Annotated in this window: 18 protein-coding genes and 4 pseudogenes; 6 read left to right on the forward strand and 16 right to left on the reverse strand. The window is 45.8% G+C overall.

From position 1 onward, the window contains the following. Positions 1-153: 153 nt before the first annotated feature. From RE628_RS16285 to RE628_RS16295, 3 genes and pseudogenes are all read right to left on the reverse strand, one after another. A pseudogene (locus RE628_RS16285) lies at positions 154-1,318 on the reverse strand (FtsW/RodA/SpoVE family cell cycle protein). A 194-nt stretch (positions 1,319-1,512) separates the two neighbouring features. Then, positions 1,513-2,976: an N-acetylglucosamine-specific PTS transporter subunit IIBC gene (gene nagE, locus RE628_RS16290; RefSeq protein WP_309154065.1), complete on the reverse strand. Its 1,464-nt coding sequence runs from the start codon at positions 2,974-2,976 to the stop codon at positions 1,513-1,515. A 29-nt stretch (positions 2,977-3,005) separates the two neighbouring features. Then, positions 3,006-3,506 carry a PTS sugar transporter subunit IIA gene (locus tag RE628_RS16295; RefSeq protein WP_309154066.1) on the reverse strand — a complete coding sequence of 167 codons (501 nt, stop codon included), beginning with the start codon at positions 3,504-3,506 and terminating at the stop codon, positions 3,006-3,008. 474 nt (positions 3,507-3,980) lie between these two features. Between RE628_RS16295 and RE628_RS16300 the strand changes: the two genes are divergently transcribed. After that, a complete protein-coding gene (locus RE628_RS16300) occupies positions 3,981-5,975 on the forward strand; it encodes a YhgE/Pip domain-containing protein (protein WP_309154067.1) in 1,995 nt (664 codons plus the stop codon). Next, the gene (locus RE628_RS16305; RefSeq protein ID WP_309154068.1) at positions 5,975-6,145 is read left to right on the forward strand and encodes a hypothetical protein; all 171 of its coding nucleotides are present in this window, start codon (positions 5,975-5,977) and stop codon (positions 6,143-6,145) included. The genes RE628_RS16300 and RE628_RS16305 overlap by 1 nt, the downstream gene beginning before the upstream one ends. A 134-nt stretch (positions 6,146-6,279) precedes the next feature. Here RE628_RS16305 and RE628_RS16310 read toward each other — a convergent pair whose 3' ends face one another. Both RE628_RS16310 and RE628_RS16315 read right to left on the reverse strand, forming a co-directional pair. Further along, positions 6,280-7,182 (reverse strand): glycoside hydrolase family protein, encoded by a 903-nt coding sequence (locus tag RE628_RS16310; RefSeq protein WP_309154069.1) that lies wholly within the window; start codon positions 7,180-7,182, stop codon positions 6,280-6,282. Positions 7,183-7,322: 140 nt separating this feature from the next. Next, on the reverse strand, positions 7,323-9,521 hold the full coding sequence (locus RE628_RS16315; protein ID WP_309154070.1) for an alpha-L-fucosidase: 2,199 nt from the start codon (positions 9,519-9,521) through the stop codon (positions 7,323-7,325). Between the two features lie 137 nt (positions 9,522-9,658). Between RE628_RS16315 and RE628_RS16320 the strand changes: the two genes are divergently transcribed. Next, on the forward strand, positions 9,659-10,513 hold the full coding sequence (locus tag RE628_RS16320; RefSeq protein ID WP_309154071.1) for an AraC family transcriptional regulator: 855 nt from the start codon (positions 9,659-9,661) through the stop codon (positions 10,511-10,513). 359 nt (positions 10,514-10,872) lie between these two features. Here RE628_RS16320 and hrpB read toward each other — a convergent pair. Further along, a pseudogene (hrpB, locus tag RE628_RS16325) lies at positions 10,873-13,434 on the reverse strand (ATP-dependent helicase HrpB). A gap of 263 nt (positions 13,435-13,697) precedes the next feature. On the opposite strand from hrpB, the gene gluQRS reads away from it, so the two are divergent. Beyond that, positions 13,698-14,660: a tRNA glutamyl-Q(34) synthetase GluQRS gene (gene gluQRS / locus RE628_RS16330; RefSeq protein ID WP_309154072.1), complete on the forward strand. Its 963-nt coding sequence runs from the start codon at positions 13,698-13,700 to the stop codon at positions 14,658-14,660. A 61-nt stretch (positions 14,661-14,721) separates the two neighbouring features. Here the strand turns inward: gluQRS and RE628_RS16335 are convergent. The 8 genes and pseudogenes from RE628_RS16335 to RE628_RS16370 form a co-directional block, all read right to left on the reverse strand. Further along, positions 14,722-15,526, reverse strand: a pseudogene (locus tag RE628_RS16335) (SDR family oxidoreductase). 105 nt (positions 15,527-15,631) lie between these two features. Then, positions 15,632-16,273 carry an ABC-2 transporter permease gene (locus RE628_RS16340; protein ID WP_309154073.1) on the reverse strand — a complete coding sequence of 214 codons (642 nt, stop codon included), beginning with the start codon at positions 16,271-16,273 and terminating at the stop codon, positions 15,632-15,634. After that, positions 16,266-16,499: a hypothetical protein gene (locus RE628_RS16345; protein ID WP_309154074.1), complete on the reverse strand. Its 234-nt coding sequence runs from the start codon at positions 16,497-16,499 to the stop codon at positions 16,266-16,268. The genes RE628_RS16340 and RE628_RS16345 overlap by 8 nt, the downstream gene beginning before the upstream one ends. After that, on the reverse strand, positions 16,496-16,735 hold the full coding sequence (locus tag RE628_RS29690) for an AAA family ATPase (RefSeq protein ID WP_375143120.1): 240 nt from the start codon (positions 16,733-16,735) through the stop codon (positions 16,496-16,498). The genes RE628_RS16345 and RE628_RS29690 overlap by 4 nt, the downstream gene beginning before the upstream one ends. Further along, positions 16,721-17,130, reverse strand: a pseudogene (locus tag RE628_RS16355) (ATP-binding cassette domain-containing protein); the annotation flags it as partial. The pseudogene RE628_RS16355 and the gene RE628_RS29690, both read right to left, overlap by 15 nt. Then, complete coding sequence (locus RE628_RS16360) at positions 17,127-17,513, reverse strand: GntR family transcriptional regulator (RefSeq protein WP_309154076.1); 387 nt, start codon at positions 17,511-17,513, stop codon at positions 17,127-17,129. The gene RE628_RS16360 and the pseudogene RE628_RS16355, both read right to left, overlap by 4 nt. A 193-nt stretch (positions 17,514-17,706) precedes the next feature. Next, positions 17,707-17,907: a hypothetical protein gene (locus RE628_RS16365; protein ID WP_309154077.1), complete on the reverse strand. Its 201-nt coding sequence runs from the start codon at positions 17,905-17,907 to the stop codon at positions 17,707-17,709. Positions 17,908-17,967: 60 nt separating this feature from the next. Continuing rightward, positions 17,968-18,792: a hypothetical protein gene (locus tag RE628_RS16370; protein ID WP_309154078.1), complete on the reverse strand. Its 825-nt coding sequence runs from the start codon at positions 18,790-18,792 to the stop codon at positions 17,968-17,970. A 336-nt stretch (positions 18,793-19,128) separates the two neighbouring features. Between RE628_RS16370 and RE628_RS16375 the strand changes: the two genes are divergently transcribed. Then, on the forward strand, positions 19,129-19,368 hold the full coding sequence (locus tag RE628_RS16375; RefSeq protein WP_309154079.1) for a hypothetical protein: 240 nt from the start codon (positions 19,129-19,131) through the stop codon (positions 19,366-19,368). Positions 19,369-19,439: 71 nt separating this feature from the next. On the opposite strand, the gene RE628_RS16380 is transcribed toward RE628_RS16375, so the two are convergent. Beyond that, on the reverse strand, positions 19,440-20,120 hold the full coding sequence (locus RE628_RS16380) for an HAD family hydrolase (RefSeq protein WP_309154080.1): 681 nt from the start codon (positions 20,118-20,120) through the stop codon (positions 19,440-19,442). A gap of 106 nt (positions 20,121-20,226) precedes the next feature. Further along, positions 20,227-20,604 carry a DUF3939 domain-containing protein gene (locus tag RE628_RS16385; RefSeq protein ID WP_309154081.1) on the reverse strand — a complete coding sequence of 126 codons (378 nt, stop codon included), beginning with the start codon at positions 20,602-20,604 and terminating at the stop codon, positions 20,227-20,229. A 306-nt stretch (positions 20,605-20,910) separates the two neighbouring features. Here RE628_RS16385 and RE628_RS16390 point away from each other — a divergent pair, with 306 nt between their 5' ends. After that, a complete protein-coding gene (locus RE628_RS16390; protein WP_309159484.1) occupies positions 20,911-21,927 on the forward strand; it encodes a YpdA family putative bacillithiol disulfide reductase in 1,017 nt (338 codons plus the stop codon). The last annotated feature ends 20 nt before the right edge of the window (positions 21,928-21,947 follow it).

A 21,947-nucleotide genomic window follows, 5' to 3' on the forward strand; every position in this document is an offset into this window, starting at 1 on the left:
AGGAATTGCCAATAGTTGTATAATCATTTATCTAAAGACAGCTTCAAAAGTCGTCAGCCTCTGCCAACAGTATTATAAGCTATTATGCAAGGACGAGCATATATCTTGGAAAACAAAACCGCCTATGTAAGGGCGGTGTTAATCGACGTCGTATTAAAAACTCAACGTAGACCGATGCTCTTCCTTCTCTTCTTCTTCATAAAGGCGAATGCTAAGCGCCAGGCCCATGCAGATCATATTAATCAGCAGAGATGTACCGCCATAGCTAATAAATGGCAGCGTAATTCCTGTAAGAGGCATCAGCCCAATGAACATCCCGATATTCTCAAATATTTGATAAAGGAACAGCGACACGATACCTACGATTAGATAGGGACCAGCCGCTCCTTACACTCTAATGAGATCAATATCAAGCGATGGATCAGCACAAAATACAATAGTAACACGAATGAACTGCCGATAAAACCAAACTCTTCAGCAATCACAACAAAGATCGAATCCGAATAAGTAAAAGGAACCCGCTCAGACTGTACATTCACCCCTTGTAGATAGCCCTCCCCGTTTATACCTCCGGCAGCGATCGCCATCTTGGCATTCCTTGTATGATAAGCCGCATCATCCGTTGCTACTTCCGGCATCAGCCAAGGATCAATACGATTGATCCAGTGTTGGCGGCCGATCTCAACGAGATATTGATTAATCTCATCATGATGCGTCTTATAAGCCCCAATCCCCCGATAACCGATCCTACTAGCAAGACTGTAGCAATAAAAGCATGAGTGTATTTAATGTTCCCAATCCATAGCATACCAACGAGAATAACGAGATAGCTAAGCGCGTTCCCCAGATCATTCTGCACCATAACGATGACGAATGGAATGAACGTTACGAAGCACATCGGCAGCACATCCAACCAGAATCTGAGCTTAGGCCTCTGCTTGCGAGATAGTATGTATCCGAGAAACAACACTAAAGGAAGCTTGAAAAATTCAGCCAGTTGGAAGCTCATTCCAACCACCGGAATCGTCATCCAGCCTGTAGCATTATAGTAGGTATTTCCGATAAAGTTCACGATCACCAATAGGCCTAGACCGAGCAGGTAAATGTATGGAGCCAATTTAAGTACAATCCGATAGTTGATCAATGATACAGCAGCCATAACGAAAAAACCAAGAATGTAGTATTTCAACATTTGTAGATGATACCCGTGATATGCCGTATTCACTGTAGCGCTGTATAATACGGCGACACTTATGCCCATAAATAGCAGCAGAATGAACAGAATGACGAAGTCAAATCTTTTTAACCTGTCAAAAATAAACATGGCTTCACATCTTCACTTTGGATTTGGGTGAACTGCTTTGCAAGCCCTAACTCAGGTAGATTCTTGAATTCATACTATCATAATTCATACATTGAAGGAATGATCTGGAACCTGGTATTAACAAAAAAACAGGACAGATCGCAATGATCTGCCCTGTGAAGGGTAAACGAAGTTTGCCAAAATGCGCATTACAGCATCTTCTGGATTTCGTCCTTAATCGCTTCAGATTTCGGACCGAATACAACCTGAACTGCGCCTTGACCGAGTCTCATTACACCGGAAGCGCCCAGCTTCTTAAGAGCTGAATCATTTACCTTTTTATCATCCCTAACGATTAGACGAAGACGAGTGATACAAGCATCTACAGACTGAATATTGCTAGGTCCACCGATTTGCTCCAAGATTTGAGCAGCACGACTGTCTGAAGAGGATACAACACGATCCCCATTGGATGTATTAGCTACTACCTCATCCTCGTCGTCATCATCTTCTCGTCCAAGAGTCTTCAGATTGAACTTGACAATGATAATGCGGAACAAGAAGTAGTACAGTAGGAAGAAGCCAACACCTACCGGCAGCAGGATCCAAGCGTTCGTCGACAGCTTCAAGTTAACGAGATAGTCGATCAGACCAGCTGAGAAGGCAAATCCTAACTTAACATCCAGCAGGTACATAATCAATCCTGAAAGGCCTGTCAAAATCGCATGCACAACATACAAGACTGGAGCAACGAACATGAACGCGAATTCTAGCGGTTCAGTAATACCTGTCAAGAACGACGCTACAGCGGAACCGATAACGAGAGAAGCTACCATTTTACGTTTCGATGGCTTAGCTGTATGAATGAAGGCCAATGCCGCACCAGGCATCGCGAACATCATGATTGGGAAGAAGCCTGTCATGAACATCCCTGCCGATTTATCTCCGGCGAAGAAACGCCACAAGTCACCATGTACAACCTCACCGGCTGCATTCGTGAAATCACCAATTTGGAACCAAGCGATAGAATTAAGAACGTGATGCAGACCGAGAGGGATCAACAAGCGGTTTGCAACGCCAAATACAAATGATCCAATCCCACCAAGTCCAACGACCCAGTTACCGAAGACACTGATCGCATCCTGAATTGGACTCCAGATCATACCTGCGAATACCGCGAGAACCATTGTACTTGCAGCCGTGACGATCGGAACAAACCGTTTTCCAGCGAAGAATCCGAGCCAATCCGGCAACTTGATATTATGGAATTTATTATATAAGTAAGCTGCCCACAAACCTGTAAATATACCGCCCAGAACACCCATATCCAATTTGACATCATTACCGATAAAGGAGAACACACCTGGTACTTCAGCCAGTACTTTGGTCAACACCATGTAAGAGATAAGTGCCGACAACGCAGCTACCGCATCACCGGCAAACCCGATTGCAACCCCGATCGCAAAAATTAGAGCTAGGTTTCCGAATATTGCCGATGCACCTGCATTCAGGAACGTAGCGACATATTGATTGATGAACCCTCCGACTGCCGAACCGAGATGTAGATCCTTCTCATAATCGATATTAGCGAAACCTTGCAAAATTCCCGCTGCTGGTAACGTTGCAACCGGAAGCATGAGCGATTTGCCTAGCCTTTGGAGCTTTGCTAGCATTGATAATCATCCTTTCAAAATAGTGATATTTAAGACTTCATAACCGCCTTTAAAATGACGTCTTGGCCTGCTGTCACTGATCCGCTGAGTCCTTCCAAGCTCTCTGTCACTTCATCAGCGTTTGTTACAATAATCGGCGTGATCGTTGGATATCCGCTGCTTGCAATCTTAGCGATATCGAATTCGATCAGCAGTTGACCAGCCTTCACTTTGTCGCCTACATTGACATGTGAAGTGAAACCCTCACCTTTTAGAGATACCGTATTAATACCAATGTGGAACAGATACTGTAGTCCCGAAGCATCTTCCAACATGATGGCATGATTCGATTTGATCACATGTACGACGGTACCGTCGAACGGCGAGATCAGTTTACCCTCTGTTGGTTCAATTGCGATCCCTTTACCCATATGTCCTGCTGCAAATGCCTCATCTGGAACCTCAGTTAACGGAACAGCCTTACCTGTTACCGGGGCTAAAATTTCTACTTGCTTGCTTTCAGTTGATTTCTTTCTCCATTTAGAAAACATGAGTTAAACTCCTCCTAATCCTATAGTTAGATGATCAATGGTTATACCGACATAAGCGTCCCTTATACGATCCTATCTTCTATCTTCTTACATTCGCATAAGAACTATTCTTGTGCGGCTCCCTCCCCACGTCATCATTATCTTGATACCGTTTACATAATGGGCGTCGTCCGCTTCTTGGACGAAGTCTGGACCCAGATTCGATTCGTATGACTAAAAGATCGAACAAAAAAGAGCCAAGAAAAGAATCCTAAATAAATAGGACTGCTCTTCTTGGCTCATGCCCACGAATTGAATGGTAACACGCCAAATGTATTCGGTATGTTGTTATGTGACTATAATAAAGCATGCTTCCGACAACGTCAATAGTAAAATTGTAAGCGTCTCTATTTTTATCTGCTTCAAGGACATAGCTATGGATTATAATACTGCCAATTCGGAATAATAAGCAAAAAAATGAAAATGGAGATTGCTGTGAAAAAGATATTGTATATTTATCGCTCGGATTTACACGGAATAATCACCAACTGGGCAGCCGCTATCATCATATCGGGCTTGATCTTTCTCCCTTCTCTATATGCTTGGTTTAATATTGGCGCTTCCTGGGATCCTTATGGCCAAACCTCTGGGATCAAGATCGCTGTTGCCAATGAGGACACCGGAACAACCATGCGCGGACAATCCATTGCTCTAGGAAAGGAAATTGTCACCTCCCTACATGAAAATCATAATATAGGCTGGGTCTTCACCGACAGGGACAAAGCGATTCGAGGCTTAAAGTATGGCAAGTACTATGCTGTCATTATCATCCCAGCGAATTTCTCGGCTCGAATCGCGACCGTTCTTACTCCGAACCCGGAGAAGGCGGAGATCCAATACTATGTCAATGAGAAAATAAATGCCGTCGCGCCTAAAATCACGGCCAAAGGGGCCAGCTCGATCATTAGTGAAGTTAGCGCAAATTTTGTGAAAACAGCAAACGGGGCGATTTTTCGTATCTTCAATGATATTGGGGTGGAATTAAAACAGGAGCTTCCTCTCATCAATAACGCCAGACAGCTAGCTTTTCAAATGGTACAGCTCTTCCCGCAAATTAACGAGGCGGCAAATATCGCTGTCTCAGATTTACAAAAAGGACAGACCATCGTCACGAAGGTGCAAAAAGAACTCCCCTTTGTCGCCGATCTGGCCCAAAAAGGCGAAGGGATCGCCGGGCAAACCTCAGATTTTCTCGCCCGTAGTAGGGATGCTGTTCAATCTGCCGGTCCAGTAGCCAAGGAGACATTAGAGCAGCTAAAACTGTTAGCCGATTTGGCTGGTCAGACGAGTAACAATTTGCTCACCGGGCTCGATGTGGCTGAAGATCTGGGGACTTTGCAATTGCCTGAGCATTTGGAGAACGCGCTTACTGTGGCTGCTGACGGGGCCGGTTCACTTAGCAAATTACTGAGCCGATTACAGTCCATTGCTCCGAGCTCCAGTTTAAGTGCTAAAATCACAGAACTGAACCGAATTGAAACGGATTTCAGACAAATGGCACAACTCTTAAAGGACATCAAAGCTTCTGCCGACCAAGGGAAAGACGTAACACGATCCTTGCTAGAAAAATTCAATGCTCTGGCCGCAGATGCTTCCGGTCGCCTGGACGGACTAATCGGCAGCTTCGACAGTACGATACTTCCAGCGATATCAGCTGCTCTCGAACAAGCGCAAAAAGACGCCAACCATACGAAGAGCATCTTGTCAGAGGCTTTGTCCGACTTACCTGTCGTAAGCGACATCATTAAGGATGCGAAGAAAGGTCTGGTCGTAGCGACGACAGAAGCCAAGACTCTGCGCGGGCATCTTCCAGAAGCAGAGCGGAAGCTCAAAGAAGTGACTGACCGTATCACAGCCTTGGAGAAAAAGGGCTCATTGGAGGACCTAATTAAGCTACTCAGTCTGAACTATGCCAAGGAGAGCGATTTTTTTGCCGAACCGGTCATATTGAAGGAGACCCGGATGTTCCCAATTCCAAATTACGGGTCGGCAATGTCTCCCTTCTTCACTACTCTTTCACTATGGGTCGGCGGTCTGCTCCTCGTCTCCATGCTTACCGTCGAAGTGCATAACAAGACCATTAACGGCGTTCCCCTACGCAGCTATCACGAGTATTTTGGCCGCTTCTTCACCTTTTTGACGCTGGCGCTATTGCAATCGCTATTTGTCACGACGGGTGATCTATGGATTCTAGGTACCTATGCCGCGGAGCCACTCAGGTTCATTCTGTTCGGGCTCTTGATCAGCGCGGTGTTCATGCTCATGATCTATACGCTGGTATCCGTATTCGGCAATGTCGGCAAAGCGATGGCGATTGTTCTGCTCGTCCTGCAATTGGCCGGTTCGGCGGTACATTCCCTATCCAAGTCACACCGCCCTTCTTCCAGGCGATCTATCCTTATCTGCCCTTTACTTACGGGATCGGACTAATGCGCGAATCCGTCGGAGGAAGCTTTGGAGGATTGGTTACAAGGGATATCTGCGTGCTGCTCATCTATGCCGGAATATCGCTAATCCTCGGACTAGGTCTCAAGCGATTCGTGAACCGCATCTCCACAAAATGGGTCAAAAAAGCCAAATCTGGCCACTTAATCCATTAAACCTGAAAGAAGTTCACCATAATGCGGAATCCTTTTTGACTTGGAATTGTACAAAAAATGATGCCTGGATTCGAACCGGTAACTAAGTTGCTCGGATTCGATCCAGACATTATTATTACATCACTCTCTATCTTCTATGCTAATGGAATAACCATATTCCATGTATTCTTTCCGCTGAAATTGCCTTCTCCATCAGACGTAGCGGCATATAAATGTGTGGGACGACCATCTTCGAACAGAAGGAATGGCCTCTCGAAATTACCCATTGTTTTGATCGATCCGTTCTCCCATATGACTTTCCTGGAATAAGCTTTTGGATTGTCTGCGATCTTCCAATCGAGCCCGTTCTCAGAGTAAGCGTAGATTCCAGCATGTCGCTCACCACACACATCACCGGTCATATCTTTGGCAATCATTCTATATCCATCATCAGTTTTCCAAATAAAAGGATCTTCTAGATGTATTTGCGATGGCGGAAAAATGGGCTCTTCTCTGAGAGGACGATAAGGTCCTTCAAAATGATCTGCCCATGCTGCACCAAGAGCCATATCACTAAATCCATTGCCAACATAACGCCTTGCTTTATAAATTAAAAGAACAGATCCTGATTCATCTACACAAGGTGCTGGATTCGATGTTAAATAGCTGTCGAATTTACCAGGACGTACATTTAGAATTGGTGCGTCAAGGCGTTTCCAAGGACCATGCACACTTTTGGAAATGGCTAGGCCGATTCTTTTATTTGAACGTGCCACGATCACCCGGGGATCATCTAATATTAGTTCGTCTCCCGGAGACACATCGTCGAATGGATGAGTAGTCCCCATATAATAGAGAAGATAATGATCCTTATGCCTCACAATAAATGGATTATGTACAGCCCGACCATCCCAATATTCAGCTCCTCTAGAAGTAAGTACCACTTCCTCAAATTCAAATAGCCCTACTGGTGAATCCGACGCGGCAAGAACAATTTCCGATTCCAAAAGCCATCCTGGATGCATCGGCAAATGCTTCGGCCAACGTGATGCAAACATATAATATCGCCCGTCATCACCTTTTGTAACAGAACCACACCAAATCCAATAACCCTCCATCGCGAATCCACCATCTAATGGGGCTGGTAGCAATCGATCAATAAATTGTCCAGTTTCCGTCTTTTAAAGTCCCTCCTACGCTATTCTCCCACATCAGTGAGATCTCGTTCGAATGTCTCTCTTATTCCATCTTCATACACCTCAAGTGGTATGATCGTTGCCGAGTAGAGTCTCATTAACTCTGTACCATCAATCTGGGCAGCCACAATGGATAAATCTTGTTTGCCAGCCAATATCCTAAATTCTTGCTCGACCGTGGTATAATCCGTGCCTGTTTCAATTCGTTCCTGATACATCTTTTCACCTAACTCGACCTGAACCACGCCGCCCATATCGTCCAAAGCCTTATATTTGAGTATTACCTTGACTCTCATGGAATGATAGGCGCGGATTTTCCATGTTACACGTTGACTCATGCTTGTCCAGTTGTCGATGTATTCATTGCCCTTCTTACCGTCTCCGTAGCCCATTCCCCCACTAACTATGGCATCGAAGCTTCTTAACACGTTAATGCCCTTTTCACCGATCAGACGCCCTGAACAAACCCGGGGCTCTCCTGCTACCTCTACCGCGATAACCGTGCAACTGGAGGAATTAGTTGGGGTGGATATAGGAAGATCAATGATCCAATCACAATAATTTAACCTTCGGGTTGCCAGTGATTGTTGGGACTTATCGGACAATACCCATGCTTTATGAATATGATTCATCAACCCGCCTAACACCAGCTTTCCATCCTCCGGCCAATCGAACACATGAAGATAGAGCATATTTTCTTTTCTTGTGGATTCGCCCCATTGCTGAACCTCGAGCGGTGTTGCGGTAGTTCCGTAAATACTCTCCCCGTGAGTATCAAGCCATATGCCAATCTCTTGGAGGATGACCATGTCTCGTTCATCGATGGCTCCATCCCCTTTCGGTCCTAGATTCATAAGCACATTGCCTCCGCGTGCCGCGGCTTTCACTAGCAATTGAATGAGCTCGGACACCGGTTTATGACTATTATCGTCTATCGAATAACCGTAGGACTCATTGGTTGTCGGAATGGTCTCCCAATCTCCCTCACAGGGAATGATCTCATGTGCACGGTCTCCGGTGTTCACATAATCCGCAAATGTATCATAACCTTGCCCTACGGCCAAACGTCCGTTGACCACGATCCGATTGTCTGCTTTACGGATTGCCTCCAAAATTCTGAGATTTTCGGACAGAGGTAGCTTATGTGGGGTATCAAACCATAAAATATCCGGTTCATATTTATTGATCAGTTCAATAATTTGCGGAATGGATTTATGGTCTACGTAGTTATCCGCCACTCTAGGCACCAGCTCGGGATGTTCAGTGAACCACAGCTTTCCTTCACCTTCATAAAGTCTAAGGTCCCCGCCAGGATTCGAGTATTCCCAGTCGTTACCAGGTGCATCAGGGTGCTCCCAATCGAAAGCATGCGAATAGTAGAATCCGTACTTAATATCATGTTTTGCGCATGCCTCCTTTAACTCTAGTAGAGGATCGCGATTGAATGGAGTCATACGAATATCATAGGGATAAGCATCGGAAGGGTAGAGCGCAAATCCATCATGATGCTTAGCTGTAATCACGAGATACCTCATCCCTGCCGCCTTGATCGATTGCACCCAACTCTCGGCATTGAACTTCAACGGATTAAATTCATCGATGAATATTTCTTGGTACTCCTGCTGGCTAATCTTCTTCATTCTCATCAAATGCTCCGCATAACCTACTGACTTGCTACCCTTCCATCTTCCCCCTGACAGGGAATACAATCCCCAGTGTATAAAACATCCAAATCTAGCTTCTCTCCACCATGCCATCCGGGACTCCATGTTCTCTAGCGACTCAGGCCACCATCCATCAATAGCCCGCTCTATCTCATGATGATCACGTTCCTCCGGCGATAGAAATATAGGTTGAATAATACGAATCGAGCCAAATTTTAGAGAGAAAACTTCGTTCGCCACCTCTATCTTCCCGTGCAAACCCTCACCAAGAACGGTTGATTTCCCTCTAAAATGATCATCCACATATAAAACAGCTTGATACCCTTTCGCCACCTCAATTGAGCTGTAGGTACTATTCTCTATTAACCCAAATTCTTTTAAGTTGGATTGTGAATATTCTCCGATCGGAAGTTCTACTCCCCCATCAGGTCCAGTCAATCTCACTGCTGCTTGAACGACATTTCTCATTCCGTACCCCCCGTATTTCAATACAAAAATCGGTTCCGCTCTAGCTTTATTATCTTCCTTTTGATCCATATAGTATTTAGAATAACTTCCGCTCCCTTGTACTACTTTCCGGTAAATAAAATAGACTCATGCTCGAAGACGATACTTGACTCTTAGGTAGTAAGCTGGTTACTCTAAATTTATCTTTTTGTAAATTGGAGAGGGATATGATGCAGGAAATGTCATCCATTGTTTCTATTACGCCTTCAATCCGAGCCGCGCATTATTTTTCGTACTCTGGCAGAGTCAAAGAACGGAATCGATTTGGATATTGTTGCGCCTTTCATCTTATTGACAAAGGAATGGGCACCATTCATATGAACGGTCGCAGCTATCCGCTACGAAGAGGAACGCTACTATTCATTCCTCCTGGGGTTAATCATTCCTTTGATATTAGTGAAACCCAGCCGATTTCTGCTTACGATATGTACTGCGATTTTTACTTAAAGAAACAAACCATGATCCACCTATATTTTGATCCCCCTCGGGACTTTGATGAAGATTTAATGTCTGTAGTTGAAGATAAAAAGGCGCTTGACTCATTAATGGGAGTGATTCAGCTATCCGGTTACCCTGAAATGATGCAGACCTTTATCCAAATCGTAAGGTTAAATCGTGTTGCTATTCATTTTAAAGACGAAATTGTAAATAGCTTGCTATACAGCTGGATTCTCCAGTTAACCAATCTTAAATTATCTGACAATATTCCAGATTACCGAATTCAGAAAATCATCGATTTGATGGAGCAGCTTCCGGGAGGACATCCACCCTATCAACATTGGCTTGAACAATGTCATTTAAAAAAATCGCAGTTTTATAGTTTGTTCAGGAAAATGACAGGTCTTTCACCAAAAGAGTATCTGGTCCGTATTAAGATGCAAAGAGCTTACGCCATGATTCATGAGAGTGATCAATCCATCACGTCAATAGCAGAAAACCTTGGCTATTCAAGTATCCATTACTTTTCCAAGCAATTTTCAGAGTATTTCGGTATCGCGCCTTCAGAGCTTCGAAAGAGATGAGTAGCAATACAACTAAGATGGGGCACAAATATACATACGAAGAAAAACAGCCTGTTGAGTGGTCAACAGGCTGTTTTTTATAAAGTCGGCGCAGGCTTTTATATGGAATCGAAGAAAATTTGTCATTATGTTTGGCTCCAGGGATAGTAAGAAGGGACAATCCATACATAGATTTGTTCTAACGAAACTATGTATCGTTATTCCTTCGAAAATACGTGGATAATTATTCTAACGAAACTACGTAACGTTATTTGTAACAAATACAGGCCTTTAGTGGCTTATTTAGCAAAATAGCGATACTCAGTTTCGTTAAAATTTTTAAAGGCCGGTTTTGGCGTAAATAGCGATATGGTGTTTCGTTAGAGATTGCGATCTGGGCGCACCTTGCGGGTGGCTGTCGCCTCCAACGGATCATCCGGCCAATAATGCTTCGGATAGCGGCCCTTCAGATCCTTCTTGATCTCGAAGTAAGTACCGCTCCAGAAGCTTCGCAGATCCGCGGTCACTTGACCGGCCGGCTAGCAGGTGACAGCAGATGCAGTGTAATCGGAACGCGTCCGTAGGCAATTCGAGGCGTCTCCATCATGCCAAATACCTCCTGCAGACGGACTGAGACAAATGGCGCCTGCGGACCCTCATATTGAATCGGTATTTTGGAACCACTTGGTACCAGTAGATGGGTAGGGGCTTCAGACTGAAGCTCCTGCATTCGATTCCAGCCGATCAAATTTTCCAGAATCGTATACATTGACAGGCTCTCGAGCTGCGAACGCTTGCGCATACCGACTACATAAGGAGCTAGCCATTCATGAACATGATTGGCTAATGCTTCATCACTTAGCTCTGGCCAAGAAGTATCAAGACGGCGCAAAAACTCAACCCGAGCTTGTAGTTGTCTTGACTTGGCATTCCAAGGCAGCAGCTTATCGATTTGCTCTGCTACTGCACCAAGCAAAGCTTCTGTAATCCGCTCAGCGGTCGGATTTGGATCAGGTTTATCCTGTAGCAGAATTGCTCCCAAGAATAGGCGACGGCGCACCCGCACTGTTCCTGTCTGTTCATCCCAATCCGCATGGGCGCTCTCCTCCATCTGGTCTCGATAATACTCATATACATATTCCTCCGGCAGCGGAGCGGCCAGTAAAATACGGCCCTCTGTTCCTTCGTCATCGACCTCTGCAATAGCAAGAAACGGTTCTTCACTGAGTAGTTGCCTATTCCGAAAGGCCGCTCCCCGTCCTGAGCTCAACAAGTATCTTCCGTCTGAGCGTCGCTGAGCGATCCTGTCCGGATAAGCCATGGAGACGAGCAGTCCGCAAAAGGACAGCCAATCATCGGCCTTATCACGAGCTGTCCCGCTACTTGACTGGATATCTGCAGCCATCTTATGAAGCTGCCGCTCCCATTGACCGCTGACCTGCAGCAACCGCTGCAAAGCGAAGCGGTCCACATCCGCGCCATGCGTTACCACGGAACGCTGGCTATCCTCTTCGCGGGCTGCCATCACAAGCGATAAGCGTATGCGCAGATCGCTATCATTAGCAGCGGCTTGCCCGCGGAACAGGTCGCGCTCTTCGAGTAGAGCGGCCAGACGGCAGGCGGCGCGGGAGAGCCCGAGCGGGACCGCGCGCAGCAACATATGGGCGAGTCGCGGATGCAATCCAAGCGAGGCCATATGGCGGCCGTGCTGTGTAATAGCGCCGGCCGCATCTAGTGCGCCGAGCTGGCGCAGCAGCTCGGTTGCCTGACGGTATGGAGCGGCTGGCGGCTCGTCCAGCCAGCTCAACTCCTCCGGGCTGGCGCCCCAGGCAGCCAGCTCAAGGGCAAGCGGCGTCAGGTCCGCCTCCAGCATTTCCGGCGGCGTGGCCGGGCCAGCAGCCGGTCCTCGGCCTCGCTCCAAAGGCGGTAACACACGCCTGGAGCGAGACGGCCCGCGCGGCCGCGGCGCTGATCGGCCGAGTCACGCGCCGCGCGCATCGTCACAAGCGGCTGATGCCGGTACGCGGTGAGAACAACGCGGTACGCCGCAGGCCGCTATCGATGACGACCGTAATCCCGGCTACGGTCAGACTCGACTCAGCGATGGACGTCGCCAGCACGATCTTACGCTTGCCCGAAGGCGGTACAGCAATTGCCTGCTGCTGTAAGTCCTGCGGCAGAGATCCATATAGCGGGGTAATTAGCACATCGCTACCCAACCGCTGCTCCTGGTCCAACGCGCTTTGCACACGGCGGATCTCCCTTGCACCGGGTAGGAACACAAGCAGACTTCCCGAATGATCATGTAGCGCCTGCAGAATAGTACGAGTTGCCGCCGATTCCAGCGGTTCATTCTGCCGCGAAGGTACGTAAATCGTCTCCACGGGATACATGCTACCTTTGCACTCAATGACTGGTGCGTCTTCAAGCAGATCAGCCACGGCGACGGCATCCAATGTCGCCGACATGACCAGAATGCGTAAATCCTCGCGTAATAAGGAGCGGCTCTGCATCGCCAGCGCCAGTCCAAGATCCGCGTGCAGACTGCGCTCATGGAATTCATCAAATATAATCAGCCCGATTCCGGTCAGACCTGGGTCATTCTGCAGCATCCTGGTCAGAATCCCTTCTGTCACAACGGTAATTCGAGTACGGGCAGACACCCGGCTCTCCGTGCGAATACGGTACCCAACCGTCTCTCCGACGCTTTCGCCCAGTTGCTGTGCCATATAGACGGCTGCGGCACGCGCAGCAAGACGCCTAGGCTCCAACATGATAATGCCCTGGCCATCCAGCCACGCCTCATTCAACAAAGCCAACGGCGTTCGCGTTGTCTTTCCCGCCCCCGGCTCCGCAGTCAGGACGGCTCGTCCAGACTCTTGTAGCTTTTCTATCAATACTGGCAACACTTCATCTATTGGCATTGGTTGTGAAATATTCATAAATAACTCCTGTGTATTCAATTTAAGCTTTTAAAAGAACTAGAGAAGATGATCTCTGCTATTTATCATGTTAATAGCGTATAGAATTCACTTGTGCTACGCAAGCTTTGATTCTTTATTCAGACAGCTCTTATTCACAGCTCTCCACGAACGAGTTATAATGGCTAGGAAAGTCAAGGTACATCAACTACATACGGTTTGATACACAATGTTCAGCAGCAAGTGATCTGAACAGAGTTACGAATACGAGGAAGTGATGGAAGATGAGACGAGGACGCTTTGCGCCAACTCCATCAGGAGATATGCACCTCGGCAACGCCAAAATCGCGCTGTTGTCTTGGCTGCAGATCCGTTCTATTGGCGGACAATTTATTCTGCGAATTGAAGACATTGACATACAGCGCTCCAGACCGGAGATTACAGAGAGAATCATTGGCGACCTGAAATGGCTTGGACTTGATTGGGATGAAGGGCCTGAGATTGGCGGAACCTATGGCTCGTATTGGCAGAGTGAGCGGCTCGCGCTATACCATGATGCCTTAGTCAAGCTGCAGGCCAAGCACCGTCTCTATCCCTGCTACTGTAGCCGTGCCGAACTATTGGGTGTGGCTGATGCACCGCACGGCCTCGCCTCCGAGGGCACGGCTTACGCCGGAACCTGCCGCTTCCTGAGCGAAGCGGAGCGCAAAGAAAAAGCCAAGAGCAAGACGCCTTCACTGCGTTTTGCTCTTGGCGAGAGTGCCATCTCCTTTGAAGATGGCATCTTTGGCCCTCAATCGTTCCCGCCCGGCAGCGGCGGGGACTTTATCGTACGGCGAGCGGACGATATGTATTCCTATCAGCTCGCCGTCACCGTGGATGATGCCCTCATGGGCATCACCGATGTACTGCGTGGCGCGGATCTACTCGATTCCACGCCTCGCCAGCTCCAGCTCTACCAAGCGCTGGAGCTAACCCCGCCTACCTTCGCCCACGCACCTCTGTTGCTCGGCGAAGATGGACATCGCCTAGCTAAGCGGCATGGCGATTTGGGCATTTCCGCGCTACGCACAGCTGGCGCGAAGCCGGAGGCGATCGTCGGATGGATCGCCTATATTTGCGGAATCATCAGTAAACCAGAGACAGTCCGGGCGAGCGAACTGGTCAGTAGCTTCTCGCCGCAGCATGTTTCACACCAGCCTTTTATACTGACACAACAAATCATTCGCCAGCTCCTGCCCACCTAATCCAGAGGTGAGACAGGGGCTCTTTCAATTGAGGTGGTACCCTTGGCTGCAGAATCACAAGCTACAACAGCGATTCTGCTCCGTCGATGACAATTCGTGCACCAGTAATATGTACGGATTCATCACTGGCCAAAAATGCAACTAGATCTGCTACATTCTCCGGTTGACCTGGACCATCCGCTAACGGCTGCGAACCCTCCGGATACTCGACCGGAATTACGATCTCCTTCAGTTCATCACTTACCTCTGTGGACTTATCAATATTCGTTTTTATGGCACCAGGACAAATTACGTTTACTCGAATTTTATATTTGGCCAACTCAAGCGCAGTCATTTTCGCAAAAGCCACCTGACCGGCCTTTGTTGTACTATATGCCGACATACCGAAGCCGGAGAATCTGTCGTTACCATTAATCGAACTAGTAATGATAATGCTTCCTCCCCCGCTGTTTTAAATGTGGCACGGTATGCTTGATGGTCAGGAAAGTACCGCTTAGGTTAATACTTAACGTTTTCTCCCAATCCTCGAAGCTCAGTTCATCTACAGGGGCTAGCACACCATTTATTCCCGCATTGGCAAATACAATATCGATACCTCCAAAGAGATCGGTCGCTTCCTTCACAGCCTTCTCGACCCTTGCCGGATCAGAGATATCGACATCGAAGGCGCGCGAATGTCCATGAATCACTTCATTGATATGCTGCTCAGTGTTGCGGGTACGTTCATCGATAAGATCGAAAAGAGCGATATTTGCCCCTTCCTCCGCTAGTTTCAATGCTGCAGCTCTGCCGATCCCGGAGCCCGCTCCGGTAATCAGCGCAGTTCTTCCACTGAATCTCCCGGGCTTGCTTAAATTCTCTGCCATATTGAACACGCTCCTCATATTAGATCATGCGACATAGACACATACAATCTGGCCATACAAAAGTCCCTGTCACAAGATTACCCATAATGAGGGGTTATTTAATCATCATAGATCCTTTCTCTTGAAGATGGACAAAGAGATCAAATAGGATATGAAGATAATCAACAGCAATGAGCTTATACCAAGCGCGATACTTCCTGCCTGATGAGAATTAATCCATGAGAAAATCCGTTCGAGACCATTCTCTTCTTCAACAATACTTGAGACGGCGACATTACCTAGCATGACAACTACCATCATAGCGATGTTCAGAAATTGCGCTCCGTGTACCCCAAGCCAGTAGTATAGAGGCAGATAAATACACATCATTAACAGCACTGAAGCCAAGCTCCCGATCATCATAATGTAATCATTAACAATGATTTCCGACTTAATTTGACTTATCCCGAAACTAACCCCAAAGCAAACAACCTCTGCCAGGAGAAGGGCCAAGATCGAAGAAACATATTTAGCTAGCACGATAATACTGCGTTTAACCGGCAATGTAACCAGAAACTGCTGATTGCCCAGCCGCATATCGCTGCCAACGACGAGAATCAGAATCATTCCCGGAAAGAGACCATACAGCAAATTCGGATTATTACTTGAGAACATGCCTGAGAATCCGACCACATAGAGTGCGACAATCCATAAATAACGGCGTAGTAAAATAAAATCCTTGCGTACCAGATTCGAAATATTAGACACGGCCCTTACTCTCCTTTACCGTAAAATACATAATATCCTCCAGCGTCGGCTGCTGGTACATCACCGAATTGCTGAACATAGAGACGGCATTGTTGCGATCGGCAGATAACCCTTCAAATCCTATACTCGTCTCTCTAACTCCGACAAAGGCTCGGCGCACGTCATTATCTAGTAGCTCCTTGCCACCTTTTATAAGTACATAACGCTCTAGAATTCCATCCTTCATATCCGTAAATACGAGTCTCCCCGGTTCAAGAACGTTACATAGTCCGCAATCCGGTCAAGATCGGTCGTTACATGTGTCGAGAACAGAATCGTCTTCTGTTCATCCAGTATGAAATCTGACAACATCTCTAGCAATTCACGACGGAACACCGGATCAAGTCCTGCCGTAGGTTCGTCCATAATGAGCAACGAAGGATTATGCGACAACGCAACCGCAATCGCATACTTCATCTTCATTCCTTTAGAGCAGTCCTTAATCTTCTTGCGCATAGGCAGCTCGAACAAATCCATATATTTCTGGAATGCCTGCTCATCCCAATCTTCATAAAAAGGGGCAACGACCTTCTTCATCTGCTCCATGCTCAGCCAGTCATAAAAAATATTCTCATCGGAAATGTAACCGATCTTCTTCTTATATACAGCCTCATCCCCCGGGTATCCTGCCCAAGCACTTGAATGCTGCCCTGATCTGACGCCACAATCCCCATGATCATTTTAATGATCGTACTCTTGCCCGCTCCATTCGGACCAATCAGCCCGGTTATGTATCCCTTGGGGACCTGAAATGTAACGTCTGATAACTCGTAATTTTTATAGCTCTTGCTTATTTCTTGAACTTCAATTGCATTCATCCCTCATTACCTCCTTCTTGATCTAACAGCCTGATCCATTCGATTAGCTCTTCTGTAGACACTGAAATGTGATGAGCCCCATCCAACAGCTCTCTGATCTGTTTCTCCAATTGTCTCATTTGCTGTTCACGGATAAATTCCTGATTTCCTCCTGATACGAACGAACCCTTGCCCACTACCGAGTCAATTAATCCTTCCTGCTCAAGCTCGTCATATGCCCGCTTGGTTGTTATTACACTAATTTGCAAATCTTTGGCCAGTTGGCGAATTGACGGAAGTGCACTCCCTGGCGCAAGCTCCCCATGCAAAATACCGCTGCGGATCTGCCTTACAATCTGCGAATATATTGGTTCTCCCGAAGAGTGGGACAGTAAAATGTTCATGCTTCACCTTCTTTGTCTTCAGTGTTATGTTTGTTTGTAGTGTATATATACACTATATACACTATTAACTTATTTTGCAACGTTCAGTCTCAAAAGTGATTTATACATGCTTATAAATACACAACAAAAAAGACTATCACCTTGTGATAATCTTTTTTTGAGCTTGTCTGGATTCAATTCTAGATGATCACAGCTAAAATATAGCTGCTAAAACAAACTGCGTGATTCCAAGCAGGATCATGACCCCAAATACAATGAGAAAACCCGTTAAAAACCATTTAAAATAATTACTAGACCGGGCGGGTCGTCCTCTATATTGTTCAAGCTCTCTTTCCAGCCGCTCCACACGTTCGCGAAGATCACGTATATCATCATCACCATAAAATGAACCCATTCTCTGCTCCCCCTCGATAAAGAATTGTTCAAGATTTTCAGAGTTAGTAATTTCGAGTATTCAGGATGTAGACTCGGTCAGCCAGTCTTTGATCATCTCCTGAATTTTCTCCATAGAAGTAGGTGTAGCTATCATCCAGTCCTCATCATGATTCGCACTTGATCGAATCAACCAATTTACATGGTGGTTACACATATATTGTACGCATTGAACTTCCCAGGTATTATGATTCCATATATAAAAACGAAGCAAGCCTTTGGAGGTATTGGACTTTATGCATCTCGCTAAAGCTATTACGGCTTCCTGATCATCAGTAGTATTCGAGAGCTGCTGGATTAGTTCCTCTGTAGAGAGTTCACTAGATCGAGAAATCATCTCTTCAAATTGACTTCTGGACAGCATAAGCGCCGGAAGTTCTCCAGGGTTCTGCAGCTTCTGCTCTGTACAGCCGAAGGATTGCACCAGCTCGTTGTCATCTATGTTCAAATAAGTTAATCGATATTGTCCTTCGTCGCTCTTCAGACATTCAATTCTTATAACTTTCTCCTCATGTATATACAGAAACTCCTCATACTCCCGACCGTTTAAAATATACTGATGCAAATACGCTTTCTTGGCCAGAAAAATATGACAGAGCGTAATAAGTAGTTGGGCTGAAATCCTAAGCTCACCATCTGCTCCGGGGATAAAATATCTTCTTCGTATAAGCGACTCTCTTCCTTCACGCCAGATATGATCTGGAGAATCGGAACTACATGACTTACGAATAAAAGCTTCCGTATCTTTATCCGGCAATCCTTTATCTCCTACTAGATTAATCAAGAAATACAATTCCATAGAGCTTATTATGAATTCGTCCGGCTGATCTGACTCTATTGTCTTCACATTTACACCTCCTTCGTTCAAATTTCCTATTTCATTTACTTCAAAAATAGGTGTGCCGTTACATACAAACTACCTCGCACAACCTTTATTTATAAGCAACTTGAGAATCCCATATAGCAATCTACCATGATATAAGAGACGGTTCAACTTATTTGACGTAACTTACTTGAAAATGTTGTGTCTAGTATTTTTTTCTAGTAATATATAAGCAAATATGTATGAATGTCTTACAAGCGTCACAAAACATTAATTGAAAAATAATGAAATATTAATCTATTTTTAAGCATTCTAACCTACAATAAGTAGTATGAAACCACTGTATAGAGGTGATCTGATATGAGAATCTTAATTAACTTCCAAAATGTTCAAGTACCCGTATATTTCAATACAGATACTAAACAACCTATTCAGCGTACATTAAAATTGCTAACGAGTGCTCTCGATAACAAATTACGACATGGCAAGAACGCCTTGAAGAAATGCTTGAATTCATTGATTAGTATCGAAATTGAAGGATCCGAAGCGATCCTGCATAGTAAGAGCGAATTTGACACTGTGGCTCTATCGCTCTATTAAAATCGACATTCAATTTTACTAGACATAGAAAGACCCGTGAGCGATAATATCCGCTTACGGGTCTTTCGTCATTAAGGATTGATCTGCTCCTGGATCAACGGAATAAGCTCATTCAATTCATGAATCTCTTGCCAAGGCCTGCCCTCTACATCCCAAGTATGAGCACGGTGAAGCCATACACCTCTGATCCCTAGCTCCGCAGCTCCCCATAAATCATTACGCGGATGATCGCCCACAATGATCGTCTCTTCCGCTACAGTACCTAGCCTTTCGAGGGCTGTCATATAAATTCGTGGGTCCGGCTTCTTGATGCCAATATCACCCGACACTACTATTGTATCAAAGAATGGTCTCAAGCCTAGTCGGTCGATCTTTCCGTGCTGAAGCTCGCTTTTACCATTAGTAATCACACCAAGTCTTAATCCAAGTGCCTTGCATTGTTCCAACGTCCGGACACCATGGTTCATTACTCTAGCATGAGTCATATAGTTTAACTTATAGTATCTTGTTAGTTCGGCCAAATCCGGTCGATTCACCCAAGGAAGTCTTTCAATTAGCTCCAGGAAGAATCCTTGCTTATCCCGATACCCGTCTGCATCGCTTTCGATCATATAAGCAATCTGCTTCTCCTGTTCCTCCGCACTCATCTTAACCAAGCACTCATTAATGAGCTGCGTAGCAAATTGCCGGAATGTCCAATCTCTATCCATTAACGTGTTGTCCAAATCAAACAGTATAGCCTTAATACTCATTTCTTCCCCTATGAATGTCTTGACTTTGTTGATATCTAATCATAAGTGTACAATAAAAAAAGCTCAAGCCTAAATGCAGGCTTGCGCTTCTTTTCATCTAATAGAGTTATATTTCTTTGCGCCGATGGCTCAGCAGCATCTCTTGGTCTGTGATGTATAATGGAAATGGTGGCAGTTCCTTTAAATAATGCTGGTCTCTTAGCAGGCGGACATCGACCTGATTATGTTGCGAATTGTTCAGAACAGGAAGTCTGCCTCGCTCCTCTACATAATCATCTACAGCTACCTGAACGATATCCAGAAAATAAGGAATTTCCCGATCTACTTCTTCAAATATTTCGTATGTCTCCTTCGATAGAAAGAACTTCTGATCGCTAACACCGCCTAAATATCTCGACAAGCGCGATAGTTCAAGGCTGCCATCCGGCAGAAGTAGTGATTTCCGCGTAATTCCCTTAGGCATATCTGCTTCGAATTGTAACACGGCCTTCTTTACCTGCTCCAGTGAAACATGGATAGTAGGTTTAATTCCGACAGGGGGGGCTTGCGGCTATTTCTCCTTTTCCAAAATAGTAGCATGGTTTTTCCTCCCATAAGCTTATTTATGAATTATTCCAAAGAAAACGTTTACACTACTAGTGTATCCTTAATTTATCAATTTGAGCGCATTATACGTTGATTGTCATTAATTTGTCAAACTTTTTCATAAAAATGTATTCATTTTTGCACATCTGGATATTAGAGAACTTTTGCTGTAGGATGGATATGGTTTAATCTTTTATGATTTGCCATATATTTTTATCGCTCTAGGAGGTATCCCATGCAGGATGTTATTATTATCGGGGCTGGCCCATGCGGACTTTCCGCTGCAATCGAATGTCAGCGTCGCGGATTACATACGCTAGTTCTGGAGAAGCATTGCCTTGTTCATTCGATTTTCTCTTATCCAACGAATATGCAGTTCTTCAGTACAGCTGAATTACTCGAAATTGGCGATATGCCTTTCTCGACTCCAAATGAGAAGCCATTTAGACATGAAGCCTTGGCTTATTACCGTAAAGTTAGCGAGCAGTATGAAGTACCGATCGCATCTTACGAGGAGGCAACGAGGATCGAACGGCTACCGGATGGTAGCTTTAACGTGCATTCCATTACCCGGAGCGGTGAGACCTGGGAATATCAGACACGCTATGTCATCATCTCTACTGGATATTTTGATCATCCTAATATGCTCGGCATTCCTGGAGAAGATACAGATAAAGTGTCCCATTATTTTCAAGAAGCCCATCCGTATACGGGGATGAAGGTTGCTATTATTGGTGGCAGTAACTCTGCCGTGGATGCAGCTATGGAGTTGTCCCGCGTTGGAGCAGAAATCACGATGGTCTATCGTGGGGATGAACTCTCATCCTCCATTAAGCCTTGGGTGAAGCCGCTGTTCGAGGGTCTCGTAAATAAAGGGAGAATCAATCTTATGTTGTCCTCCCGGGTGATCGAGATCAAAGGTTCGGAAATTGTTGTGGAATTAAGCGATCATAACCATGTCCACCTTCCTAATGATTTTGTGCTTGCGCTGACCGGCTTCCGCCCTGACCGTAAGCTGCTTCAGGAGGCTGGCGTGGAATTAACCGATGAGATGGAGAAGCCGAAATTCAACCCTGAGACGATGGAGTCAAATGTACCAGGAATCTATGTCGCAGGAGTTATCGCTTCAGGAAGAAATGCCAATGAGGTATTTATTGAGACGGGACGCGGGCATGGACGGATTATTGCGGATCACATCATGTCTACTCTCGGACGAGAATAGCCTTTATTGGAACTTTTGAT

This window comes from Paenibacillus sp. D2_2, assembly GCF_031199965.1.
In the GTDB taxonomy this organism is placed as follows: Bacteria; Bacillota; Bacilli; order Paenibacillales; family Paenibacillaceae; genus Fontibacillus.